The following is a 24,853-nucleotide window of genomic DNA, read 5'->3' as shown; positions in this document are numbered from 1 at the left end:
ATCTTATGGCAAAATCTGCATTATTGAAGTCGTCAATAGCTAAAAAAGTTGCTATGGCGCTTTCAGGACTTTTTCTGATGTTGTTTCTAGCACAGCACTTTTTCATTAATATGACTTCGGTATTTAGTTCCGACGTATTTAATTCGATTTCTCATTTCATGGGAAATAATCCCTTAGTACAATTTGTGATTCAGCCTATTTTAATAGTAGGAGTGATTTTTCACTTTATTATGGGGTTTGTTTTAGAAATTCAAAATAGAAGCGCAAGACCTATTGCTTATGCAAAAAATAACGGTGCTGCAAATTCTTCATGGGCATCTCGTAATATGATTTATTCAGGAGCTGTGATCCTTGCATTTTTAGGATTACACTTTTACGATTTTTGGTTTCCTGAAATGGTTTACAAGTATGTTGCTTTTAATCCACTTGATGAAACTAGATATTTTCATGAATTAGCTGAAAAGTTTGAAAGCCCTGTGCGTACTGCTTTGTACTGTATTTCTTTTGTATTGTTAGCACTACACTTGAAACACGGATTTAGTTCTTCTTTTCAATCGGTTGGTTTCAATAATAAATATTCTAGAGGGTTAAGAACTTTTGGATTAGCGTTTGCGTTCATCGTTCCTTTTGGATTTATTTTTATTGCATTATTTCATCATTTCAATCATTAATATTAAATTATAATGGCATTAGACTCAAAAATTCCAAATGGTCCAATTTCGGATAAATGGACAGATTATAAAGATCATATTAATTTAGTGAATCCTGCAAACAAACGTAACTTAGATGTTATCATTGTTGGTACAGGATTAGCTGGAGGTTCAGCTGCTGCCACATTAGCAGAATTAGGATATAACGTAAAAGCTTTTTGTTTTCAAGATTCACCACGTCGTGCGCACTCAATCGCTGCACAAGGAGGAATCAACGCTGCAAAAAATTATCAAGGAGATGGAGATTCTGTTTTTAGATTATTTTACGATACTGTAAAAGGTGGTGATTACCGCGCTCGTGAAGCTAACGTACACCGTCTTGCAGAAGTTTCAACAAATATTATTGACCAGTGTGTTGCTCAAGGGGTACCATTGGCACGTGAATATGGAGGTTTATTAGATAACCGTTCTTTTGGTGGTGCATTAGTATCGAGAACGTTTTATGCTAGAGGGCAAACAGGACAACAATTGTTACTAGGTGCTTACTCTGCAATGAACCGTCAAATAGGTCGTGGAAAAATAAAAATGCACAACCGTCACGAGATGCTAGACTTAGTAATCGTAAACGGTAAAGCAAGAGGAATTATCGCTCGTAACTTGATTACAGGTGAAATCGAAAGACACTCTGCTCACGCGGTAGTTATTGCTTCTGGTGGATATGGTAACGTTTTCTTCTTGTCTACAAATGCAATGGGATCTAATGCTACTGCAGCATGGAAAATCCATAAAAAAGGAGCATATTTTGCAAATCCTTGTTACACACAAATTCACCCAACATGTATTCCAGTTTCTGGAGACCACCAATCAAAGTTAACTTTGATGTCAGAGTCTTTACGTAATGACGGACGTATTTGGGTTCCTGCAAAATTAGAAGATGCTATTGCTATTCGCGAAGGAAAGAAAAAAGCTATTGATTTATCTGAAGCTGAAAGAGATTACTACTTAGAAAGAAGATACCCTGCTTTTGGTAACTTAGTTCCTAGAGATGTTGCTTCTCGTGCTGCAAAAGAAAGATGTGATGCCGGTTATGGAGTAAATAAAACAGGTGAAGCAGTTTACTTGGATTTTGCTGCAGCGATACAACGTTACGGTAAAGAGCAAGCTTTCTTAAAAGGTATTGATGTTAGCGATACTGCAGCAGTTACTAAATTAGGAACTGAGGTTGTAAAAAATAAATACGGGAACTTGTTCCAAATGTATTATAAAATTGTAGATGAGGATCCTTATACTTCACCTATGATGATTTATCCAGCGGTTCACTACACAATGGGTGGAACATGGGTTGATTATAACTTAATGACTACGATTCCTGGTTGTTTCTCAATTGGAGAATCAAATTTCTCTGATCACGGTGCAAATAGATTAGGAGCTTCTGCCTTAATGCAAGGTTTAGCAGATGGTTATTTTGTATTGCCATATACAATAGGAGATTACTTATCACCAGATATTAAAATGGGTCCTATCTCGACAGATTCTCCAGAATTTGCTGCTGCAGAAAAAGGAGTTAAAGACCAAATCGATAGATTCATGAATAACAATGGAACACATTCTGTTGACTATTTCCACAGGAAATTAGGAAAAATCATGTGGGACAAAGTTGGAATGGCTCGTAATGCTCAAGGATTAAACGAGGCAATTAATGAAATCGCTGCTTTGCGTGAAGAGTTTTATAAAGATGTAAAAATTCCTGGAACAGATAAAGGATTCAACCAAGAGCTAGAAAAAGCAACTCGTGTAGCTGACTTTTTAGAATTAGGTGAATTGTTTGCTAAAGATGCTTTACACCGTAACGAATCTTGTGGAGGTCACTTTAGAGAGGAATACCAAACTGAAGATGGTGAAGCAAAACGTGACGATGAAAACTTCGCTTATGTTGCTGCTTGGGAGTACAAAGGAAAACCTAGTGACGCTGTTTTACATAAAGAAGAGTTGGTATTTGATGCCGTTAAACTAGTTCAAAGAAATTACAAGTAAAAGTATAGAGTAAGAAGCCACTAGCCAATAGTAAGAGATCATGAGCGATATAAAAGCGTATAAAGATTTATTGATTTGGCAAAAGGCATTTTACTTGTAAAAGTTGTTTACAATAATGTTGAAGGTTTTCCCAAAGATGAAGTCTTTGGTTTAACTAATCAAATAAAAAGATCAGCTGTTTCTATTCCTTCTAATATAACAGAGGGCTGGGGTAGAGGTTCAACTTTAAGTTATATTCATTTTTTGAAAATTGCTAGAGGTTCTTTGTTTGAGTTAGAAACACAATTAATTATTGCAAATGAGTTGAATTTTTTAAGAGATTTAAAATTTAACGAGCTAACACAAATTATTACTGAAGAAAGTAAAATGTTAAACGCCTTCATAAAGTCATTGAGTAAGTAGTTAAGCTTCTGCCTTTTGACTTTTGGCTAATAAACTAAAATACAATGAAACTTACATTAAAAATATGGCGTCAAAAAAACGCCCAAGATAAAGGAGCAATGGTTGATTATCAAATCGACGGAATTGAGCCAGACATGTCTTTCCTTGAAATGCTTGACGTTTTCAATGAAGATTTAATGAGCAAAGGTGGTGAGCCAGTTGCATTTGACCACGATTGTCGCGAAGGAATTTGCGGAATGTGTTCATTATACATCAACGGTGAAGCACACGGACCAGATAGAGGAGTAACAACTTGTCAATTACACATGCGTATGTTTAAGGATGGCGACACGATCACAATCGAGCCTTTCCGTGCAGCTGCGTTCCCAGTAGTAAAAGATTTAGTTGTAAACCGTAGCGCATTTGATAGAATTCAACATGCAGGAGGATTTATATCTGTAAATACTTCTGGTAATACCATCGATGCCAATTCTATTCCTATTACTAAAAAAGATGCTGACGAAGCATTTGATGCTGCAACTTGTATTGGTTGTGGTGCTTGTGTGGCGAGTTGCAAAAACTCATCAGCAATGTTATTCGTTGCTGCAAAAGTTTCTCAATATGCATTATTACCACAAGGTAGAATCGAAGCAACTGACCGTGTATTAAATATGGTACACCAAATGGATGCTGAAGGTTTTGGTAACTGTAGTAATACTGGAGCATGTGAAGTTGAATGTCCTAAAGGAATTTCCTTAGAAAACATCGCTCGTATGAACAGAGAATACTTATCAGCAAGTGCTCAAGGATAGCATAAATATAATGTCATAAAGTTTATGCTTTATGGTAATGATCAAAAAACGCATTCATTTATTTGGATGCGTTTTTTGTTTTTGGGGGTGCCCTCCGCAAAAGCTTCGGTCGGGCTATTCGTTACAAGTCCTCGCACCTCCTCTGTCGGGCTGTGGGCTTTCCTCTGCTATCCCTCACCCAAACTAGTCAGTAGAGATTAGCCATTAGCCAAAAGTGACTTATTTTCTGTGAATAAGTGTTAATAAATAGTGTTTAGTTTTTATAGGTAATTATCGCTGAATAAAAGTTAGTTCTCCTAGATTGTCTTTACTAATTAGCTGGTAGCGCAAAGAACATGCGAAATTTTTATTAATAATAGCTGCTTGATGTTTTCATACAGACTTTATGTTTTAGGAGGATTTTTGGCTGTAATTTACAAGTCAAGCATTCGATCAGTATGGCAATTTTTAGTAATTTTATAAAATGAAAGTAGCTATAATCCAATCCGTATTAGTTTGGGAAAACCCACAAGCAAACAGAGAAAATTTCGAAGAAAAAATAAACTCAATTAAGGGAGAGATCAACCTAATTGTTCTTCCTGAGATGTTCACTTCAGGTTTTACGATGAATCCTGCTGCCGTAGCCGAAACCATGACTGGAGAAACAGTAGGGTGGATGCAGACTTTGGCGAAAGCCAACAAAGCTGCAATAACCGGTAGTTTTGTGATTGAAGAAGGAGGAGTGTTTTATAACCGACTATTATTTGTATTTCCATCCGGAGAAGTACAATTCTATGACAAGAGACATTTATTCACTTTAGCTGGTGAGGAAAAACAATACGCTAAAGGAGGCGAAAAGTTAATTGTAGAATACCAGGGATGGCGCATTGCACCTCTGGTATGTTACGATTTGCGTTTTCCTGTTTTTTCGAGAAATGCCGAAGATTATGATTTACTTATTTATGTAGCGAACTGGCCTAGCAAACGTATTCATGCTTGGAATAGTCTCCTTGTCGCTAGAGCAATAGAAAATATGAGTTACACCATTGGGGTAAATAGAATAGGTGTTGATGGTAATAATCACGAGTATAACGGACAATCACAAATAATTGATGCACTTGGTCAAACTATTCTTGCAGCTGCTAACAGCGAAGGTGTTTTTATCACTACTCTACATAAAAACACACAAGTAGAAACAAGAGATCGGTTCCGCTTTTTAAGTGATAGAGATTATTTTTCTATCAAAGATTAAAAAGAGGATTTCTTTTTATTACCAACTTTTTCTTTTGGTGGTGGAGTGTAAGGTAAACTGACATCAAAAGTTTCTTCCCAATCAAAATTGGCATGAATGTTTATCTCTTTCGAGGAATATATAACCTCTTCAGAGTAGCGCTTTTGTAAGTAGCTACCGGTATCGTAAATGCCATTTTTATTATCGTCGTAGATTAGTCTCAATGTCAATACGGTAGGTTCGACCAAGTTAAAATCTACGGTGGTTTTTTCCTCTGAATATTCTGAAGCAATCACATCGCCCTTACTATTTGTTAACTGTACAATTACAGGAAAACGTTTTACATTTTGCAGTTGTATTCTTAAGTTAGCATAATCTGCAGCCGTTTTAGTTGTCAAGTTATAATTTAAACTATCATTAGGTTGCTCAAAAAAGTCTATTAAAGCTCCTGGTAAAAATGAAACGCTATATTGCTCTGAAACCTCTTTTTTGAAATCTAAATAAAATTTTTGGTTGAAATCATCATATTCTGTAGTGAAGTCAACGGCGGTAGAATCCTTAGAAAGAATCTGGATTTTAGATTTATCAAATTTTACAAGTGGCGTAGAGGCTTCTAGTGTAAAGCGATCTCTAAAATTTAAGACTCCATTTTGAAGCGCTTTGATGTCTAAACTATCCTTTTTTTGATCTTTTACTCTTATTATATACTCTTCTTTGTAGTTGTCTCGCATAACATTAACAGCTAACGTATCTGCTTTTAAGGGTTTGTACCATACTTGCAACGAATCTTTTTCGGGCATTTGTGTAACGATAGAAGGAACTACTAGTTTATTGCTAGTAATAGTAACCTTAGGAGGATTAGCTTTAAAGCTTTGTTTCCCATTGTACCCTAATAATAATTTGTTTCCAGAAGACTGGGTTGGTTTGAATGTTTTAAGATCTAAGGTTTCTTTGAACAAGTCAACAGTGTATGCAGTGTCATTCGGAACCGTAATAACTTGTTTCAAAAATCCTATCTTGTCTTCTTTAGGATTAAATTTATTATTGCTATTTTGATCCTTCATTGCGACTAATAAGTATTTACCCGCTTTTAGATTTTCTAACTTAAAAGTTTTTAAACTGTCTAATGTATTAGTGATATAACGTGGTGATTTATTGTAAACAATAGAGTCATTAAACGTTTCATCCATATCATATAACATCACAGATATAAAAGCATCTGCTTCTTTTTCGTAGGCATCTCTCACCTTACCACTTAACGATAGCGAGTCAATATAATCTCCTGTTGAAAAAACATATTTAAATTGGTTCAAGGCGTTTCCCTCATTGTTATCAGCAATACTTTGACCAAAGTTAAAGCTGTATGTTGTATTGGGTTTTAATGTGTCTTTTAATTTAATTGTCAAGAACTTAGTTGCGGTTGTAGGTAAAATTAACGGTTCACGCTCCATAGGAGGAGAGATGATCAGCTGCTTGCTTAAATTGGTAAGTTTGATGTATTCGTCAAAAACCAATTTAATTTCGTCTCCCTTGAATTGCGTGTTGAAATTTTCGGGGAAACTGATTCTTAAGGTAGGGGCAAGCGTGTCTTTTAAACCACCTGTAATGGTACCTCTTTTGGCACAATTGGTTAATGACAGCGCTAAAAGTATGCAGATAAGTATTGCGGAATTCTTGAACATAAAATCTTTGAATTTATAACTACAAAATAACAATTATATTTTCTGTAATCGAAATTTTTATACATTAATTAGGACACATCCTTCTTGTATGAATTTGCTGTAAAAAACCTCGTTTAAAAATGAGGCGAAGAGCACGACAAAAGTTTTCAAAATGGTACATTTGCTACTTATTAAAATTTTTTAGTTGAGAAACTTCTGGCTCTATATTGTTTTTATTTTGATTATTGCATCATGTGATCGCAAGGAGCACGCTGCTGTGTCTTTTTACTACTGGAAAACTAACTTTGATTTATCTAGTTTAGAACAAGAAGCGTTAAGTGAAAATAAAGTTAGCAAACTATATATTCGCTATTTTGATTTGGATGTAAATCCTTCAACAAAAGAAGTTTTTCCTGTAAGTCCGATACATTTTAAAGTTAAACCTACCGTTGCATCTATTGTTCCAGTTGTCTTTATTCAAAATAAAGTGATGCTGGAAGAAGGATTTGATAGCAAAGCTTTGGCTAAAAAAACAATGGATTTTATTGCCTTGATTAATAAAAAAAATAACCTTGAATGTTCTGAAATTCAAATTGATTGCGATTGGACTTTAACTAGTAAAAATAACTATTTACAATTTATCGAAGATTTCAAGCGTATGTCTAAAAAGCAAATATCAGTCACAATACGATTGCATCAAGTAAAGTATTTTGAGAAAACAAAAATCCCAAATGCTGATAGGGCAGTATTGATGTATTACAACATGGGTACCATTGCGGTAGAATCTTTCAACTCGATTTACAATCGAGAGACAGCTAGCAAATATGTTAAGAGTTTGAAAAAATATCCTATGGCATTAAATTTTGCGTTACCTATATATTCATGGGGAATTCACATAAGCGAGGGCAGAGTGATTGGTTTGCGAAATAAATTAAATACGGCTGATTTAGTTTCGGATATAAATTACAAGCAAATCAATGAATTCTCTTTTGAGGTTTTAAAATCTCATTATAAAAAGAGTGTTTTTTATAAAAAGGGAGATGTGGTTAAAATCGAAGCAATAAGTACTTCAAACTTAGAGGAAATGGCCGAGGATTTGAGCGAGAATTCGGAACATATAGCAAAAGAGATTATTTTTTACGACTTAGACGAAATCAATATTAGAAATTATGATAAAAACATTTTCAAGAAAATTACTGCTTATTTTTAGTGGTGTACTTTTACTTTCCTATGGTGTAATTCAAGCTTGTGGCGGCGGTGACTGGCTTGATGATTGGTATTATAGCTACAATTCTAATTTTACGCCAGAAGCATTTGTAGAGGAGTCATATTCGCCACTGTTTTTATCGGGTGAAATTTTCTACGGAATTGGCTTTGATGACAGGCACAATTCAAGATTCAATGACGAAATCACTAGCGACTGGGAAAATTATTTAAAAGAAGCAATGCCTAAAGAAACGGTAAAATTCTTTTTAATAGAAGAAAGTGCGCAAGATATTATCGCATTAGATAATTATTATACTACTCAAAAATCAAATGAGGTTGTTGCAAAATGGGCTACAACTGTAGCATTAGGTAATGAGAGGGTCAAGCGCTTTATCACTTTTTTAGCCTTGGCTAAGAAAACAGAAACAGCCTCATTAAGAAAATCCTATTGGGAATATGATTCTTCAGATCAAAAAGTTTATACCGATTGGAAAGTAATACGTTCTCTTGAAAAACAGTATGCGACAACTACCGATGATTTTATGAAAAATAGGTATTGGTTTCAGTTGATGAAAGCATATTTCTACAGTGACAACAAGCAAAAAGCAATTGATTTTTTTAATCAAACTGCCCAAAAGGTGGAGAAAAACACTTTGTATTATCGTGCTTTTGGATATTGTGCAGGAGTAAATTATTCGAGGGGAAATTATGCTGTGTCTAATTATATGTATAGTGTGCTATTTGATAATTGTCCGACAATGAGGGTGGTGGCAACTTATAGTTTTCGTCCAAATAACGAAACTGACTGGAATGGCGCTTTGGCTTTAGCCAAAAATAATAAAGAAAAAGCAGCTTTATGGGCCATTCATGGGTACTACAAAGACGAGCAAAATGCAGTATCGGAAATATTTAAATTAGATCCAGGAAGCGAACATTTGAATTATTTATTGACACGTTTGATTAATAAGCAGGAAAATAAGATTAACGTTACAGCTACTGATTCCAATGAAGGAGGTAAAAAGAAAGTCGTTAAAGTCGATTCTGAAGTATATGCTTTAGTGAGTCAAATTGCCAAATCAAATCAAACAGACCAACCTTATTTGTGGAAAATTGCAATGGGTTATCTTCAAGTCTTGAAGGGGGAGCACGCCATGGCTGATAAAACTTTTAAAGGTGTTAAGTCAGAATTGCCTAAAACAGAATTAGCTTCAAATCAATTGAGATTACTACAGTTAATAAATAATTTAAGCCAAGTTGGTAAAATTAGTAGCTCAGCAGAAAATGCGCTCTTATCTGATTTAAATTGGTTATACATTACTCTACCAAATAGTGAAAACCAAAAATTTAGATACTATAATGCTACAGAGTGGAGCAAGAAATATTTAGCTACGCTTTATTCGAAAAAGAAGAATGTTGTAATGAGTGAAATTTTTGCTCCACAAGAAGAATTTTATGATTCGAAAAGGAATGTTCAAGCAATGAAGGAATTTATCTTAAAAGAAAATAAATCAGCTTGGGAAGTTTTAGCACAAAAGATTTATAGCACTAAAATAGAGGATATCGAGAATTATGAAGCTGTTCAAGCGACCTTTGAAAATAACATTAATAGTGCAATTTCGCACTTGGAAAATACAACTGAGAAGAAAAACATGATCTTGTTGGCTAACCCCTTCAATGGAAATATTAAAGATTGTCATGATTGCGAACACCAGGCGCCACAATCTAGAAAATTTACTGCCTTACAATTTTTAAAAATTGTTGGTGAAATGCAGCAAAAATTAAAAGTGAATGAGGATGTTTACAACAATAGCTTACTGCTAGGAAATGCATTTTATAACATTTCATTTTTTGGAAATGCCCGCATATATCATGAAGGTGCCATAGTTGGTTCAGGATCGAGTCCTACAAATTTTAGAACGCAAATGATGAAAATGATTGTGGATTGCAGTACCGCTAAGCGATATTACAAGCAAGCATTTGAGGCAGCTAGCAGCAAAGAACAAAAAGCAAAATGCTTATACATGATTAGCAAGTGTGAACGTAATGATTATTACAATACAAATTACTATTTTCAAGATAAGGGCTGGTGGGATATTTATGATAGTGAAGTAAACTTTAAAGCATGGGATAGTTTTAAGGCCTTGCGAGAAGAATATTCTGATACTCAGTATTATCAAGAAGTGATTAACGAATGCGGGTATTTTGATACGTACACAATGAATGCCACTAAATAAGCAAAATACATGATGAACAAAATAGAACATATTGGAATTGCAGTAAATGACTTGGATGTTTCAAATGATTTATTCGAAAAATTATTTGGTGCTCCGCCATATAAATCAGAAGCAGTAGCGAGTGAAGGAGTAATGACTTCCTTTTTTATGAACGGTCCAAATAAAATTGAACTTTTGGCAGCGACAAATCCAGATAGTCCAATAGCTAAGTTCTTAGAAAAAAAAGGTGAAGGGATTCATCACATTGCTTTTGATGTAGATGATATTGTCGCAGAAATTGAAAGGTTAAAAGGAGAGGGTTTCGTTATCCTAAATGAGGTGCCAAAAAGGGGAGCAGACAACAAAATCGTAGCCTTTTTACATCCCAAAAGTACAAATGGCGTCTTGATAGAATTGTGTCAAGAGATTAAATAATTTGATTGTGTTTTTTTTTATAAATCTAGTAATCAGGACCTTTTAAATTATTTAAATAATTATATAAAAACTAGACGAATATTATTTGGAGTAAAGGAAAAATAGTAGTAATATTGCACTCTCATAACCGGTCCTATAGCTCAGCTGGTTAGAGCACCTGACTCATAATCAGGTGGTCCCTGGTTCGAGCCCAGGTGGGACCACAGAAAACAAGCCTTTCAAGAAATTGAGAGGCTTTTTTTATGGGGTACTTTTAGAAAGTAGTTCTATTTAAATGTAATCAGGATATTTGTTATTTTTAATCGACTAATTTGTAAATTTCTTAGTATTGATTTTTTTCTGTTTTACATTGATTATGAACGGAGGAATCACAGCAATCTTACCAGTTTCCAGTTTTACGTCTTGGCTTTTTAAAGTGCAATAAGTATTGGCAGGTAAAGATTGTTCGTCAATCATAATGCTATAATCGCCAGTAGGAAGAAAAATAGTAAAATTACCATCGTCATTAGTTTGAATTTTCTGGATGAATTTTTCTTCTTGCATAACATTAAAGGCGATTCCGTAACCTCGCTTTTCAAAATCTAATGCTGTTTCTGTATTGTAGTTAAAGACAATTTTACCTTCTACTTTCCCGCTTTGATGTAAAGGTAAATTTAAATTGTAATTGTGGCGATCTACATTTATTGCAGCATCATTATAATACCATCCATCCTGCGTGAATTGCTTTAAATAGTAGATTCCGTATGGGATTTTCTTGTAAGAAGCGGTCCCGCTATCATCTGTTCGCAATGCGATTGTATTGATATTAATAGTGTAGTTTGGTGCTACTATTTCATCAGAATCCTTTATGTTATTATTGTTTTTGTCATAGAATGCAGTGACCTTAATGGTGCTCTTTTTATCAGGGTTTAAGATAGTGTTGTTCAATTTTACTGTTACACCTAGTTCTACTGTGATAGTGTTGTTTGCTAGTCCGGCAATATTATAATTGTACCAAGAGGAATTAAGAAAGGTGCTAAATGATTTGCCATTGTATCTTGTGTTTATAAATGCCGAAGGAGATTTACCATATACAATATCGTCAATGTAAGTAAATCCACTGTTTAAATTTAGTTTGTCATCAAAGAAATTGCTGGTATAAAATAGAGAAAGGGAGAGTTTTTGATACTCTTTGTTGGCATTATTTACTGATGAAAAAATGTATTCAGAGAGGTAGTAACTTCCTAATTGGTAAACCGAATTGATGTTGAAATTTTTATAGTTGTAGTTGGCGTTAATTCTCATTTGATATTGATCTTTAACATAGATAGGGTAACGCACCGCTCCCGTTTCGATTCCTAAAAGAGCAGACTGTCTCGAAATTGAATTTACCCATGAAAATTGTTGAGTGAGGCGGCTGGCAACCATTCTCTGTGGTCCGTTATTGTCCAGGTTGCCTAATAAGGTGCTAAAGCTATTTGATTGTTCGCTCTGATATTGATATGCTAAGTTGTAACTAAAATTTTCACGTTTAGGGAATCTATTTCCCACTTCTAAACGCGTATTTGCTGACTCCTGATTAGTCTCAAATGAATAGTACTTTGGTGAGAAATTAGCATAGGTTGCGTTGGCATATATATTATGCTTCTTTAAAGGACTTGAAAAACTCTGTTGTAACTGTATGTTTCCTCTGCGATTACCAGGATAATAATCCGTGCTGAAAAAGTAATTTCCGTTCAGGTTAATCTCTTTTATTTTCCCCACATAGTTTGACTCGGCTGCAAATGAGGTTTTTGTTGATGCATTCGAATCATACGTACTTAATCCCCCATTTAGCTTTGCAGCTACATTCCAGTCACTATTAAAATCATACTTTGCGGCGGTTCCAACAATATTATGTTTTGCTTTTTCGAATGGATCGTAACTATAAAGGTAATTTGCGGTTAAATTCTTAGTGCTGTTTTCAGGGTTTAAAAGGGCATTTGCATAGAATCCGTAACCGTTTTTTAACCAGTTGTTTTCCTCAATTAGGTTGTAGTTTTGATCAATAAATCCAACTTCAATCTTTTGTTTTTTATTAAATGTGTGACTATATTCTGCACCTCTTCCCACAAATACCATTTCAAATAATTTATTGATATTCCCAACACTGAACTCGTTGCTACCTTGGTGATAAATTAAATTGGTGTTAGTGATTAATGGTGTTTGCAGGCTATTAGATAACGCAACGTTACCGCGAAGGAACAAATAACCTGACGGAGTATTTATTCCGCCTGAACCTTGAATTTGGTAAAAGTCTACATCACCACCCAATCTTCTATAACTAGCGCTAATTTCATTGGATGTTTCATGTGTGAAATTGGTAAAGTCAACTGCTTGATATTGTTGTGTACTGGAAATATTCTGTATATCAACATTTGTATTTCCAAAAATTTCCTTATCAGGATTTCTAAATCCAGAAATTCTTACAGTGTAAGTAGATTGTTTTGCTAAAGCTTTAGAAGGTAAGTAGGTAAAGGTAAAAATGGAGTCTCTTTTAACCCCGAGAGTCGCCTGTTGTTCAATAAATAGGTTGGAATTTGAAGGGTCTGGAAATTTACAAACTAGCGTTATGTTTTGTGGCATATTCCCCTTGTTGCTAACTTTTACTTTAAGAGCTATGGGTTGGTTATTAGATAAGCGATAAATGGTGCTTTCAATGGGAGAAATGGTTAAAGTATTTTCTTGATCTATAATGTGCTTAGTGGTTTGCTGGGCTAGAATCGTGCCGTCTAAAGAGGTCAGTTTGCAAACAAAAATTGAAGTTCCAGCAACAACATCTGTCCCAATAATAAATTTAACAGGGATATGGCGGATTTCTCCAGGGGCCAACTTTACGGATAAATTACCGCCACTTAAATTTCGAAACCCTTGAATGGCATCGAAGTCTATTTTTCCCCTAATTGGCGTAGTATTAGTATTCTCGATTACCACGACCAAGCTCAAAAGTGTAGACTGCTTGAACGAAGTATCATTTTCTAAACGCATCAATACTCCGCCACCACTATTTTGCGCTAAAACAGTCGTGCTGAAAAGTAGGAAAAAAATAAATTTCGATAAAAGTCTCAATTTATTAAAGGGCATTTTTTGGGGTTTATTGAGGGGTTATCTCGTATACTAAAGTTGTAGCATAATCATCAGACTTCGCGCTAATCAATCGTTGATCTTGACCTGTGGTATAATATTTAATATCGTATTTGTAAGTCGTCAAAGTGCTTGTGTTTGTTTTTACGAGTACTTGACTTGCTGTGCTCAAAACAATTGGTGTAATTTTTTGATTGCTGTTTGAGCCTCCTGACAAAGTAAGGTTGACTACGTCAATTGGGATGGTATTACCAGTTGCTGATTGTAGGATACTGTTAGCAGAACGAACTTTTATTTGGAAATTAGTGTTACTCTTCACTGATAAACCATCAGTGTAGGTCACGCTAGCACCATTGCTGTAATCTTGAATGCTTTTAAACTCTAAAACACCTTTTGATGCACTCAAATTAATTTGCATTGACATCTCATCAGCTGCGGGCGGAGCATCGGTGATTCTACCTATTTGAATTTGCAACGTTTGATTAGATTTACCTATTATATTGTTCTTATCATCATAAGCAGTAATTTCTAAGGGCACATTAAATGTGGTGTACGCATTATAGTTGCCCAAATAAGTACCTCCAAGAACGGTGTAATTGAACATCATTTGTAAGGAGTAATAAGAGTTTGACTGGGTTTGGTTATTTAAAGGTGCATTAGAATTTGGTATTAGAAACACTTCGGTATTTTCCTGCAAAATAACATTTGATGGCGCTCCAATTTGCGTGAAAGTTGGAGTGGTTCCTGGTGTTTGTGTTCCGCTTGTAGCTGATGGTTGGAAGGAAATTTTGTTTGTAGGAAACTGTGAACTATTTGCTTTTATTGACAGCTTCCAATTTGGTATATTTAAATTACCATTCCCATCTAACTTAAAAGTTAATGCGTCAGACTTGCTATTACCATTATATGAATTCACTTGTAAATACGAATTTGACCAGGATGTGAAGGCTACTTGGGAAAAGCCGCACAGTGGAAAGAAGTAGAATGCAATAATGATGAATTTATTCATAATTAAAATTTAGTTCAGCCATTTCTAATTGGGCAGCATCTCCATAATCAATGATTATCGAAGCATTATAAGGTCCTTTTTCTAAAACATCCTTTACGGGTAGACTAAGAGCGCGCAAGTTGCCTGGTAAAGTATAAAACACAACGTTGTCTAATACTGATTTTTTACCAGTTTGGGTGTTTAATATCTCGCCAGAAATTTTTCCGTCGACCCATAATTTCGATTGGTTGCGAAACTTTAAATTGATCAAGTTAAGAGTTTGATCGTACTTTAAATCTTCTATTTCTACTTTTCGAATAAAATTCTCGGGATAACTATGAAAAATTTTAATTCCAGAACGGATACTCACTTTAATAGACGCTCCTTTATTGTCAACATCATCAACCGGATTCATTTGACTAACATATAAAACCGCAGTGTGCGCTGCTAATGTATCAGTGGCAACTTTAGGAGGTGTAACAGTAATTTCAAGTTCTTTTTTTTCTCCTGGTTTTAAAGTGAAATAATTGTCATTATTTTTTATCGAAATCCAGTTCGCACAAGAGTTTGCAAGTGTGTTGGCACTTGACATTTGGTTTTCGCCTTTTTCATCGTATTCCCAGTCACCAAGACTAACAGCAAGATCTAATGTGTTTTTTGCACTGACATTAGTTACAGATATTAATTGTGTGTTACTAATACCTGATTGTGAATCAAAATAAATTCTAGGAGGTGAAACCGAAATACCTGTCTGAGCATTTGCTTGTAGGATAAGAAAGGTAAAAATGAAAAGAAACTTGTTCATTGTAAGTGTTTTATGGGGCTACAATTATAGTTAATTGAAAAACACAAAGTTAGTAAATAAAAAAGTGCCACAATTTCTTGCAGCACTATTTTATTTATTATAAAAACTTATATTTATTGGCTTATGATTGTATAAGTAAGTTCTGTAGTGTAAACTGTAGGTGTTTGACCAGCAATATAATTGTCAAGGTAAGCATCTGCTCCAGCTCCTTTATAAGCTACAGATATTTTTTTGTCTACTCCACCTGATGTAGAAGATACAAGAAGTGTCTCCGCGGTAGATAGTTTTAAATTAGATGAATATGTAGCACCTGTAATTCCGTCAGTTCCAGCAGTTGCAGTAAGTTGAATGCTGTTTGCTTCAATTTGTTTAGTTCCCTTAGTCATTGATGCAGTTGCGCTTTTTACTTTTACTTGAAAACCTCCAGTGCTATAAATATTTAAGTGGTCAGTATTTGTAGAAGTAACACCATTTTTGTAGTCATCTTTTGAAGAGTATTCTAAGTCAACAGTTTTTTGAGCAGTATTAACAACAAGTGTTTGAATTGGTTTTAATTTTACGTTTAAAGTAACGTTTTGAGCTTGAACTGTAGATAGTCCTAATACGATAAAAGATGCGATAATTAAATTTTTCATTGGGGTATGATTTAAATTTTGATTTGTTTTCTGGTGCAAATGTATGGTGAAATTCAAGTACGATTTTTATGAATTTTCATATTTCAGATGATGTGCATATATTTCTGTTAAACTACTTTTGAATTTTGAAAATAGTCAAATAAGTAGGTAAAAGATTACGGTTATTTTGCAATATTCGATGTATTTGTAACAAAGAAGATCTGTTTTGTTTGTAATATTCGAGTTCAAATAAAGATTTTTGATGCAAAAAAGGCTTCTAATGAAGTTTAGAAAGATATAAAGTAGTGCTGAAAACAAGTTGTTTAAATCTGTAATGATGCTATTGCAAATAAATAATGCCGCAATTTCTTGCGGCATCATGGGTTATTTCTCTATAAGATTACTTAATTACTGGCTTATCATTGTGTATGTAAGTTCGGTAGTGTAGATTGTTGGGGTTTGAGTAGCGATGTAATTATCAAGGTAGGCGTCTCCTCCAGCTCCTTTATATGCAATTGAGATTTTTTTATCTACTCCGCCGGCTGTAGATGACACTAAGAGAGTTTCTGCATTAGATAATTTCACATTCGATAAATATGTTGCTCCAGCTACCGCATCGCTTCCTGCGCTTACTGTTAGCTGAATACCGTTAGCATCTATTTTTTTAGTTCCATTCACCATCGTTGCCGTGGCGCTTTTTACGTTTACTTGAAAACCTCCTGTGCTATAAATATTTAAATGATCTGCATTTGTTTTGCTAACGCCATTTTTATAATCTTCTTTCGAATTATATTCTAAATCAACAGTTCTTTGACCAGAATTAACAACGAGTGTCTGGATTGGTTTTAATTTTACATTTAGTGTAACGTTTTGTGCGTAGGCTGTAGGTAGTCCTAATGCAATAAAAGATACAATTATTAAATTTTTCATTTGGGCAAATGTTTTAAATTTTTGATTTGTTTCTGCTATGAATATGATATGTATTCTAAAGATAAATGCGGCTATACACTATATTAATGGACGCTACTTTTTATCCATGTCTAAATATATAAATTAAAGATGATTATTTAGCTTGTTTTGATATAAAATTATATAATTATAAGGAATATTATTTGATAACGGTTAAGTGATTTGTGGTGTTAGCTCTAGAGCGCTTCCATTTTAGTACTTTAAATTTTCTTGTTTTTGTGACACAACTATAATGTTTTTGATTTAGCTGTAGCTATTGTTTCTTTATAGGGTGGTCTAAATGCAAATCATTTGGCTTTGTGTGCGACTTTCGATAATTATAATTTTGCATTATTGATTTAAATAAAAAACCTCAGTAATTAACTGAGGTTGGTATTGTAATTTCTATAAGATGCATGAGGTGCTTACAGTTTATTAGCGTGTAATTTCGATACATATTTACCGATAACATCAAATTCTAAATTGATTTTAGTTCCAACTTTAAAATCGCTAAAATTAGTATGTTCATGAGTGTAAGGAATAATGGCAACACTAAATTGATTTTTCTTTGAGTTTACCACGGTTAAACTTACGCCATTAACAGTAATAGATCCTTTTTCAATCGTCAGGTTGTTAAGCGCCTCATCGTACTCAAAAGTGTATGACCAACTTCCGTTAGTTTCTTCAGTGGCAACACATGTTCCAGTTTGATCTACATGGCCTTGAACAATATGTCCGTCTAAACGATCGCCTAATTTCATGGCTCTTTCTAGATTAACAGTGTCACCAACTCTCCAGTCACCTAAATTAGTTTTTTGTATCGTTTCGTCGATTGCGGTTACAGTGTATTTGGTTCCGTTTATTGCAACTACGGTCAAGCAAATTCCATTGTGGGCTACACTCTGGTCGATTTTTAATTCGTTTGTTATTGTTGTTTCGACCGTGATATGTAAGTTGTCTTTGTCTTTTTGAATTTCTTGGATAGTACCAAGGGTTTCTATTATTCCTGTGAACATTTCTTGTTTTATTTTACTAAATTTGTACTTCAAAATTAGTAATAAATAATTAGTAGTCATTATGAATAGAGCAGAAAATATTATTGTTGGAATTTCGATTGGAGATTTAAACGGTATTGGAAGCGAAGTAGTTCTTAAAACATTTGAAGATAGTCGAATGCTTGAGTTGTGCACACCAGTTATATTTGCTAATGTGAAAATAATGACCTTCATCAAGAAAAATTTAGACGCTACTACTGCATTGCATGGTATCGATAAATTAGATCAAATAGTTCCAGGAAAAATTAATGTTTTCAATTTGTGGAAAGAAGGTGTTGATTTAAATTTAGGTGTGAACGATGAAAAAGTAGGGACTTATGCTATTAAATCTTTTACCGCTGCAACTCAAGCATTAAAAGAAGGAATAATAGACGTATTAGTTACGGCGCCTATAAATAAATATAATGTACAATCAGAAGAGTTCAAATTTCCTGGTCATACAGATTACTTAGATCAAGAATTAGAAGGAAATGCATTGATGTTAATGGTACAGGATAACTTAAGGGTAGGTTTGTTGACAGATCACATTCCTTTGAGTGAGGTTGCGTCGCATCTTACTGAGGAGTTGATTATGAAAAAGATCGAAACGGTAAGAAAATCATTGATTCAAGATTTTAGCATTAATAATCCAAAGATCGCTGTATTGGGTTTAAATCCACATTGTGGAGATGGTGGAGTAATAGGTAAAGAAGATGATGCGGTTTTAAGACCAGCGTTAAAAAAAATATTCGATAAAGGGACACTTGTTTTTGGACCATTTCCTGCAGACGGATTTTTTGGTAGTGGACAGTATGAAAAGTATGACGCTATCATTGCTACTTATCACGATCAAGGATTAATTCCTTTCAAAACATTGTCATTTGGTAAAGGTGTAAATTATACTGCAGGGTTAAATAAGGTGAGAACATCGCCTGATCACGGTACCGCGTATGATATCGCTGGAAAAGGATTGGCAGATAATAATTCGTTTAAAGAGGCGGTTTACTTGGCTCTAGATGTGTATCGATCAAGAATTCAATACGCAGAAATCACTGAGAAACCATTAAGAGTAAGAGAAAAATAGTGGTAAATAAAAAAAGATAAATAACATTATTAGTTTTATAATAATTTTATATCTTTGCACTCCCGAAGTTTGGGGCAAAATCATGTTGAAATGAAGAAGACAAAAGAATATTTAATTCCTTTTGTGGGATTAAAGCAAGGAAAACATCATTTTGAGTATCAATTAAATAATGCGTTCTTTGAAATCTTTGATTATGATGAATTTGAAAATTCTAATATCAAAGTAAATGTAGTTTTAGAGAAGAAGAGTAGTATGTTAGAGTTGGTTTTCCAGCATCAAGGAACAGTAAATGTGCCTTGTGATTTAACAAGCGAGGAATTTGATTTGCCTATTAAAGGTAAAATGAAATTAATTGTGCGTTTTGGAGAAGAGTTTAACAACGACAATGAAGAATTGCTTATTCTGCCTTTCGGCGAATTTGAAATTGACATTGCGCAATATATGTATGAAATGATTGTGCTTTCGATACCTCTAAGACGTGTTCATCCAGGAGTTAAAGACGGAAGTTTGAAAACTGAAGCTCTTGAAAAACTGAATGAATTAAAGGTAAAGGAACCTAAGCAGGAAGAAAAAGAAGTACAAAAAGAAGAAGATATTGACCCACGTTGGGACAAATTAAAGCAACTATTAACGGATAAATAATATAGTAAAATGGCACATCCTAAGAGAAAAATCTCGAAAACAAGAAGAGATAAGAGAAGAACACATTACAAAGCTACTGTAGCACAAATCGCTACTTGCCCAATTACAGGTGAAGCGCATTTATACCACAGAGCTTACTGGCATGAAGGGAAAATGTATTACAGAGGGCAAGTTGTTATAGATAAGTCTGTAGCTGTTGCTTAATGCATTTTTTTTATAAATGATATCTGAACTCTCACATCGTGAGAGTTTTTTTGTTGTTTGTGATTTTATTAAATAAGAAGTTCTAAAACAATGCGTTTAGATTTTTTTTTGTAATTTTCAACTCTTTTAAACGTTTTATTAAATGGCAACATTTAGTAAAAAATATTCAAATACCATGAATACAATTACAGCCGCAATTACCGCTGTTGGTTCATATGTTCCTGATTTTGTTCTTACGAATAAAATTCTTGAAACTATGGTTGACACAAATGACGAGTGGATTACTTCTCGTACAGGAATTAAAGAAAGAAGAATTCTTAAGGATGATAGTAAAGGAACCTCTTTCCTAGCTATACAAGCTGCTCAAGATTTAATTGCTAAATCTGGAATAGATCCTTTAGAAATCGATTTATTGATCATGGCAACTGCAACAGCTGATATGCCTGTGGCATCAACTGGAGCTTATGTTGCAACAAATATTGGCGCTACTAATGCTTTTGCATACGATTTACAAGCTGCTTGTTCTAGTTTTTTATACGGAATGTCTACTGCAGCAGCATACATACAATCAGGAAGATACAAGAAAGTACTACTTATAGGGGCTGATAAAATGTCATCTATCGTAGATTATAAAGATCGCTCTACCTGCATCATCTTTGGTGATGGAGCTGGCGCAGTTTTATTCGAACCTAATTTTGAAGGTTTGGGTCTGCAAGATGAATATTTAAGAAGTGATGGTATAGGTCGTGATTTCTTGAAAATCGACGCTGGTGGGTCTTTGAATCCTACTTCAATTGACACATTAAAAGAAGGAAGGCACAGTATCGTACAAGACGGAAAAACAGTATTTAAATATGCTGTTACAAACATGGCTGATGCGAGCGAATTAATTTTGAAAAGAAATAATTTAACAAATCAAGATGTTGATTGGTTGGTACCACATCAAGCAAATAAAAGAATAATCGATGCTACGGCAAGTAGAATGAACCTTGAAGAATCTAAAGTATTAATGAATATTGAAAGATATGGTAATACTACTTCAGCAACATTACCATTAGTATTGAGTGATTTCGAACATAAGTTCAAAAAAGGAGATACAGTTATTTTTGCTGCCTTTGGAGGTGGTTTTACTTGGGGTTCCATTTATTTGAAATGGGCATACGACGCAAAATAAATTTAAACTAAAAACAAATAATTATGGATTTAAAAGAAATTCAGAACTTAATCAAATTTGTAGCAAATTCGGGAGTTGCAGAAGTTAAATTGGAAATGGATGATGTAAAAATCACTATTAGAACAACTCTAGAAGGTAATACTACAGAGACAACCTACGTGCAACAATTGCCTGCTCAAAATACATTACAACAAGCATTAGCGCCTCAGCCGGTAGCGCCAGTAGCACCTGCTGCTGCTCCACCTGCAGAAGATTCAAAATATATCGTTGTTAAGTCACCAATCATTGGTACATTCTATAGAAAACCATCACCAGACAAACCAATGTTTGTTGAAGTAGGTACGTCAATAGGAAAAGGGGATGTTCTTTGTGTAATCGAAGCAATGAAGTTGTTTAACGAAATCGAATCTGAAATTTCAGGTAAAATCGTTAAAGTTCTTGTAGATGATATGTCTCCAGTAGAATTTGACCAACCATTATTTTTAGTTGATCCATCTTAATTAATTTTAAATTATATATCTGTAAGTAGCAGTATTGTTGCCTAAGGATAATTTAAAATTTAAAGTCATAATTTAAATTTAAAACTAGATGTTTAAAAAAATATTAATTGCCAATAGAGGAGAGATTGCACTTCGTGTAATTAGAACTTGTAAAGAAATGGGCATTAAAACTGTAGCAGTTTACTCTACTGCAGATGCAGAAAGTTTGCACGTTAGATTTGCAGATGAAGCGGTTTGTATAGGGCCGCCTCCTAGTAACTTGTCATATTTAAAAATGTCAAATATTATTGCTGCTGCAGAGATTACAAATGCTGATGCAATACATCCAGGTTACGGATTCTTATCTGAGAATTCTAAATTTTCTAAAATTTGTCAAGAGCACGGTATTAAGTTTATTGGTGCTTCTCCAGAGATGATTGATAGAATGGGAGATAAAGCTTCGGCTAAAGCAACCATGATTGAAGCTGGTGTACCATGTGTACCAGGATCTGTTGGAATTTTAGAGTCTTACGATCAAGCTTTACAGCTTTCTAGAGAATTTGGTTTTCCAGTAATGCTTAAAGCAACTGCTGGAGGTGGAGGAAAAGGAATGCGTGCAGTGTGGAAAGAAGAGGATTTATTAAAAGCTTGGGAAAGTGCTCGTCAAGAGTCTGCTGCAGCTTTTGGTAATGACGGTATGTATCTTGAAAAGTTAATCGAAGAGCCTCGTCACATCGAGATTCAAGTTATTGGTGATTCATATGGTAAAGCATGCCACCTTTCTGAAAGAGATTGTTCAGTTCAAAGACGTCACCAGAAATTAACTGAGGAGACTCCTTCTCCTTTTATGACTGATGATTTACGTTTTAAAATGGGTGAAGCAGCTGTTAAGGCAGCAGAATTCATTAGATACGAGGGAGCAGGTACGGTTGAGTTTCTAGTAGACAAACACCGCAACTTCTATTTCATGGAAATGAATACTCGTATTCAAGTAGAGCATCCTATTACAGAGCAAGTAATTGATTACGATTTAATTCGTGAGCAAATATTGGTTGCTGCTGGTGTGCCTATTTCAGGTAAAAATTATTTACCAGAATTACACGCTATCGAATGCCGTATCAATGCCGAAGATCCTTATAATGATTTTCGCCCGTCTCCAGGAAAGATTACGACATTACACATGCCTGGTGGGCACGGAGTTCGTTTAGATACTCATGTTTATTCGGGTTATACAATTCCGCCTAATTACGATTCAATGATTGCAAAATTAATTACTACTGCTCAAACTAGGGAAGAAGCAATTAGCAAGATGAGAAGAGCATTAGATGAATTTGTTATCGAAGGTATAAAAACAACTATTCCTTTCCATAGACAATTAATGGATGATCCTAAATATATTGAGGGAGATTACACTACTGCTTTTATGGATACTTTCAAGATGAAAGGTATCGAATAGTAAGTAAAACATATTTTAAGAAAGCCGCACAGCAATGTGCGGCTTTTTTTTATGCCAAATTTTTATTTTTTTGAGTAAAATATACACAAATCTTCTCTAGAATACACAAAAGTTCACAAAGTGTGTAAAAATTTAAATATGCTAATCGGCTGTTTTACAGTAATTAACGAGGTTGGTGCCTGATATTATTGTTGCGGCACAATTATTTCATTATCTAAAGCGTAACACAATAACAAGACATTTAATTAAAACATACATATTATGAAAAAGTTAGTATTATCAGCAGCGATTATTTTAGGAAGTTTATCAACATTTGCTTCGGCAAATCCAGTAAAAGATGTAACGATTCAAGCAATCATAGTAGCGGAAGAATTTGTTGAAGTTAAAATAGAGGAAGTTCCATCAGCAGTTACAGATGCTTTAAAAACAGCTTATCCAGATGCAGTGGTAAATAAAGCCTATGTGAACGAAAACAAAGAATACAAATTAGACATTACATTAGGAGATAAGCAAGGTGCTGTCTTTGCAGATGAAAACGGAAATTGGATTCAAAAACAATAATTTAAAATAAGTAAACAATAATTTAAAACATACATATTATGAAAAAGTTAGTATTATCAGTAGCAGTTTTATTAGAAAGTTTAACAACATTCGCTGCAGTAGCACCAGTTCAAAATTCAGTTGAAAAAGTAATTACTATTCAAGATGAATATACAGAAATCAAAGTTGAAGAAGTGCCTATGGCAGTACAAGATGCTTTAAAAACAGCCTATCCAGATGCAGTAATTAATAAGGCATTTGTGAACGAGAACAAAGAGTATCGCTTAGACATTAAAACGGGAGATCAAGAAGGATCATTATTTGCTGATGCAAGTGGGAAATGGATCCAAAAATAAGCAACAAACAAACAACATACATTAGTAATTAAAAAACAAACATTATGAAAAAGTTAATTTTATCAGCAGCAATAGTTTTAGGAAGTTTATCAGCATATGCTGCAATTGCACCAGTTCAAAACTCAGTTCAAAACACGATTACAATCGCTGACGAGTACACAGAAATTAAATTAGAAGAATTACCAACAGCTATTAGTGATGCATTGAAAGTCGCTTATCCAGATGCGGTAATCACAAAAGCTTACGTTAGTGAAACTGAAGAGTACAAAATCGATGTAAAAATGGCTGATCAAGAAGGATCACTTTTTGCAGATGAGAACGGAAATTGGATTCAAAAATAGTTGACAAATAACAGCTTATTAATTAACCACAAAAAGACATTATTATGAAAAAGTTAGTAGTATCAATGGCGGTATTATTGGGAAGTTTAACAACTTTTGCAAGCACGACCATTACAGAAAAACAAGTAAATACGCAAGAAATTGCAATTCAAGAAGAATATACTGAAGTTGCAGTTGACGCCCTGCCCGATGCTGTAAAAAGCGCGGTTGCTACAGCAATGCCTGGAGCAGTTATCGAAAAGGCTTACATAAATGAAAACCAAGAGTACAAACTCGAGGTAAAAGCTGGGGAACAAACAGCTACTGTTTATACAGATGCTGATGGGACTATCATGCAAAAATAAATAAACTATAATCTTCCTTTATTAATGTAGACAAATATGCATTTTAAGTGTTTGGGGAAACTTTGAAAAATGCAATTTATAATTACAGTACAAGGTCAAAAGGCTACTGTATTAGCAGATGTCGATGACTGTTGATTGTA

Annotated in this window: 25 protein-coding genes and 1 tRNA gene; 19 read left to right on the top strand and 7 right to left on the bottom strand. The window is 34.2% G+C overall.

From position 1 onward, the window contains the following. Window positions 1–5 precede the first annotated feature (5 nt). The 5 genes from H603_RS0110085 (at window position 6) to H603_RS0110065 (ending at window position 5,108) form a co-directional block, all read left to right on the top strand. Window positions 6–671, top strand: a complete 666-nt coding sequence (locus tag H603_RS0110085; protein ID WP_026708484.1) for a succinate dehydrogenase cytochrome b subunit — start codon at window positions 6–8, stop codon at window positions 669–671. Between the two features lie 12 nt (window positions 672–683). Next, window positions 684–2,684, top strand: a complete 2,001-nt coding sequence (locus H603_RS0110080; RefSeq protein WP_026708483.1) for a fumarate reductase/succinate dehydrogenase flavoprotein subunit — start codon at window positions 684–686, stop codon at window positions 2,682–2,684. A 75-nt stretch (window positions 2,685–2,759) separates the two neighbouring features. Then, a complete protein-coding gene (locus H603_RS16695; protein WP_316930270.1) occupies window positions 2,760–3,086 on the top strand; it encodes a four helix bundle protein in 327 nt (108 codons plus the stop codon). 44 nt (window positions 3,087–3,130) lie between these two features. Continuing rightward, window positions 3,131–3,877 (top strand): succinate dehydrogenase/fumarate reductase iron-sulfur subunit, encoded by a 747-nt coding sequence (locus H603_RS0110070; RefSeq protein ID WP_026708482.1) that lies wholly within the window; start codon window positions 3,131–3,133, stop codon window positions 3,875–3,877. Window positions 3,878–4,340: 463 nt separating this feature from the next. Continuing rightward, entirely contained in the window at window positions 4,341–5,108 is a 768-nt protein-coding gene (locus H603_RS0110065) for an amidohydrolase (protein ID WP_026708481.1), read from the top strand. Here the strand turns inward: H603_RS0110065 and H603_RS0110060 are convergent. Next, window positions 5,105–6,769 carry an Ig-like domain-containing protein gene (locus tag H603_RS0110060; protein WP_026708480.1) on the bottom strand — a complete coding sequence of 555 codons (1,665 nt, stop codon included), beginning with the start codon at window positions 6,767–6,769 and terminating at the stop codon, window positions 5,105–5,107. The two genes, H603_RS0110065 and H603_RS0110060, sit on opposite strands and share 4 nt — an antisense overlap. 184 nt (window positions 6,770–6,953) lie before the next feature. On the opposite strand from H603_RS0110060, the gene H603_RS0110055 reads away from it, so the two are divergent. The 4 genes from H603_RS0110055 (at window position 6,954) to H603_RS0110040 (ending at window position 10,805) form a co-directional block, all read left to right on the top strand. After that, a complete protein-coding gene (locus tag H603_RS0110055; RefSeq protein ID WP_026708479.1) occupies window positions 6,954–7,958 on the top strand; it encodes a hypothetical protein in 1,005 nt (334 codons plus the stop codon). Then, window positions 7,918–10,188: a hypothetical protein gene (locus H603_RS0110050; RefSeq protein ID WP_026708478.1), complete on the top strand. Its 2,271-nt coding sequence runs from the start codon at window positions 7,918–7,920 to the stop codon at window positions 10,186–10,188. The genes H603_RS0110055 and H603_RS0110050 overlap by 41 nt, the downstream gene beginning before the upstream one ends. 12 nt (window positions 10,189–10,200) lie before the next feature. Further along, window positions 10,201–10,602 (top strand): methylmalonyl-CoA epimerase, encoded by a 402-nt coding sequence (gene mce / locus H603_RS0110045; RefSeq protein WP_026708477.1) that lies wholly within the window; start codon window positions 10,201–10,203, stop codon window positions 10,600–10,602. Between the two features lie 129 nt (window positions 10,603–10,731). Then, window positions 10,732–10,805: transfer RNA gene (locus tag H603_RS0110040), tRNA-Ile, on the top strand. A gap of 103 nt (window positions 10,806–10,908) precedes the next feature. Here H603_RS0110040 and H603_RS0110035 read toward each other — a convergent pair. The 6 genes from H603_RS0110035 to H603_RS0110010 all read right to left on the bottom strand — a co-directional run bounded on the left by H603_RS0110035 (window position 10,909) and on the right by H603_RS0110010 (window position 18,075). After that, a complete protein-coding gene (locus H603_RS0110035) occupies window positions 10,909–13,704 on the bottom strand; it encodes a COG1470 family protein (protein WP_026708476.1) in 2,796 nt (931 codons plus the stop codon). Window positions 13,705–13,714: 10 nt separating this feature from the next. Continuing rightward, window positions 13,715–14,713: a hypothetical protein gene (locus H603_RS0110030; RefSeq protein WP_026708475.1), complete on the bottom strand. Its 999-nt coding sequence runs from the start codon at window positions 14,711–14,713 to the stop codon at window positions 13,715–13,717. Further along, entirely contained in the window at window positions 14,706–15,497 is a 792-nt protein-coding gene (locus H603_RS0110025; RefSeq protein ID WP_026708474.1) for a fimbrial biogenesis chaperone, read from the bottom strand. Before H603_RS0110025 ends, H603_RS0110030 begins: the two co-directional genes overlap by 8 nt. A gap of 113 nt (window positions 15,498–15,610) precedes the next feature. Beyond that, window positions 15,611–16,132 (bottom strand): hypothetical protein, encoded by a 522-nt coding sequence (locus H603_RS0110020; protein WP_051219268.1) that lies wholly within the window; start codon window positions 16,130–16,132, stop codon window positions 15,611–15,613. 387 nt (window positions 16,133–16,519) lie between these two features. Then, the gene (locus H603_RS0110015; protein ID WP_026708472.1) at window positions 16,520–17,041 is read right to left on the bottom strand and encodes a hypothetical protein; all 522 of its coding nucleotides are present in this window, start codon (window positions 17,039–17,041) and stop codon (window positions 16,520–16,522) included. 443 nt (window positions 17,042–17,484) lie between these two features. Further along, window positions 17,485–18,075 (bottom strand): riboflavin synthase, encoded by a 591-nt coding sequence (locus H603_RS0110010; RefSeq protein ID WP_026708471.1) that lies wholly within the window; start codon window positions 18,073–18,075, stop codon window positions 17,485–17,487. Between the two features lie 61 nt (window positions 18,076–18,136). On the opposite strand from H603_RS0110010, the gene pdxA reads away from it, so the two are divergent. The 10 genes from pdxA (at window position 18,137) to H603_RS0109960 (ending at window position 24,713) form a co-directional block, all read left to right on the top strand. Then, window positions 18,137–19,177, top strand: a complete 1,041-nt coding sequence (pdxA, locus tag H603_RS0110005) for a 4-hydroxythreonine-4-phosphate dehydrogenase PdxA (protein WP_026708470.1) — start codon at window positions 18,137–18,139, stop codon at window positions 19,175–19,177. A 90-nt stretch (window positions 19,178–19,267) separates the two neighbouring features. Further along, window positions 19,268–19,819 (top strand): YceD family protein, encoded by a 552-nt coding sequence (locus H603_RS0110000; RefSeq protein WP_026708469.1) that lies wholly within the window; start codon window positions 19,268–19,270, stop codon window positions 19,817–19,819. 9 nt (window positions 19,820–19,828) lie between these two features. Beyond that, window positions 19,829–20,023: a 50S ribosomal protein L32 gene (gene rpmF / locus H603_RS0109995; protein ID WP_007137315.1), complete on the top strand. Its 195-nt coding sequence runs from the start codon at window positions 19,829–19,831 to the stop codon at window positions 20,021–20,023. 175 nt (window positions 20,024–20,198) lie between these two features. Beyond that, the gene (locus tag H603_RS0109990) at window positions 20,199–21,197 is read left to right on the top strand and encodes a beta-ketoacyl-ACP synthase III (RefSeq protein WP_026708468.1); all 999 of its coding nucleotides are present in this window, start codon (window positions 20,199–20,201) and stop codon (window positions 21,195–21,197) included. Window positions 21,198–21,220: 23 nt separating this feature from the next. After that, on the top strand, window positions 21,221–21,697 hold the full coding sequence (gene accB, locus H603_RS0109985; protein WP_026708467.1) for an acetyl-CoA carboxylase biotin carboxyl carrier protein: 477 nt from the start codon (window positions 21,221–21,223) through the stop codon (window positions 21,695–21,697). Between the two features lie 88 nt (window positions 21,698–21,785). Further along, on the top strand, window positions 21,786–23,132 hold the full coding sequence (gene accC, locus H603_RS0109980; protein WP_026708466.1) for an acetyl-CoA carboxylase biotin carboxylase subunit: 1,347 nt from the start codon (window positions 21,786–21,788) through the stop codon (window positions 23,130–23,132). A gap of 261 nt (window positions 23,133–23,393) precedes the next feature. Beyond that, a complete protein-coding gene (locus tag H603_RS0109975) occupies window positions 23,394–23,693 on the top strand; it encodes a hypothetical protein (RefSeq protein ID WP_026708465.1) in 300 nt (99 codons plus the stop codon). Window positions 23,694–23,731: 38 nt separating this feature from the next. Continuing rightward, window positions 23,732–24,028: a hypothetical protein gene (locus H603_RS0109970; protein WP_026708464.1), complete on the top strand. Its 297-nt coding sequence runs from the start codon at window positions 23,732–23,734 to the stop codon at window positions 24,026–24,028. A gap of 44 nt (window positions 24,029–24,072) precedes the next feature. Continuing rightward, entirely contained in the window at window positions 24,073–24,369 is a 297-nt protein-coding gene (locus tag H603_RS0109965) for a hypothetical protein (protein WP_026708463.1), read from the top strand. A gap of 44 nt (window positions 24,370–24,413) precedes the next feature. After that, complete coding sequence (locus H603_RS0109960) at window positions 24,414–24,713, top strand: hypothetical protein (RefSeq protein ID WP_026708462.1); 300 nt, start codon at window positions 24,414–24,416, stop codon at window positions 24,711–24,713. Window positions 24,714–24,853: the final 140 nt, after the last annotated feature.

It is taken from the genome of Flavobacterium frigidarium DSM 17623, from assembly GCF_000425505.1.
Classification (GTDB): Bacteria; Bacteroidota; Bacteroidia; order Flavobacteriales; family Flavobacteriaceae; genus Flavobacterium; species Flavobacterium frigidarium.
Note: the sequence above shows the minus strand (reverse complement) of the source record. Positions and strands in the feature narration are given on the sequence as shown.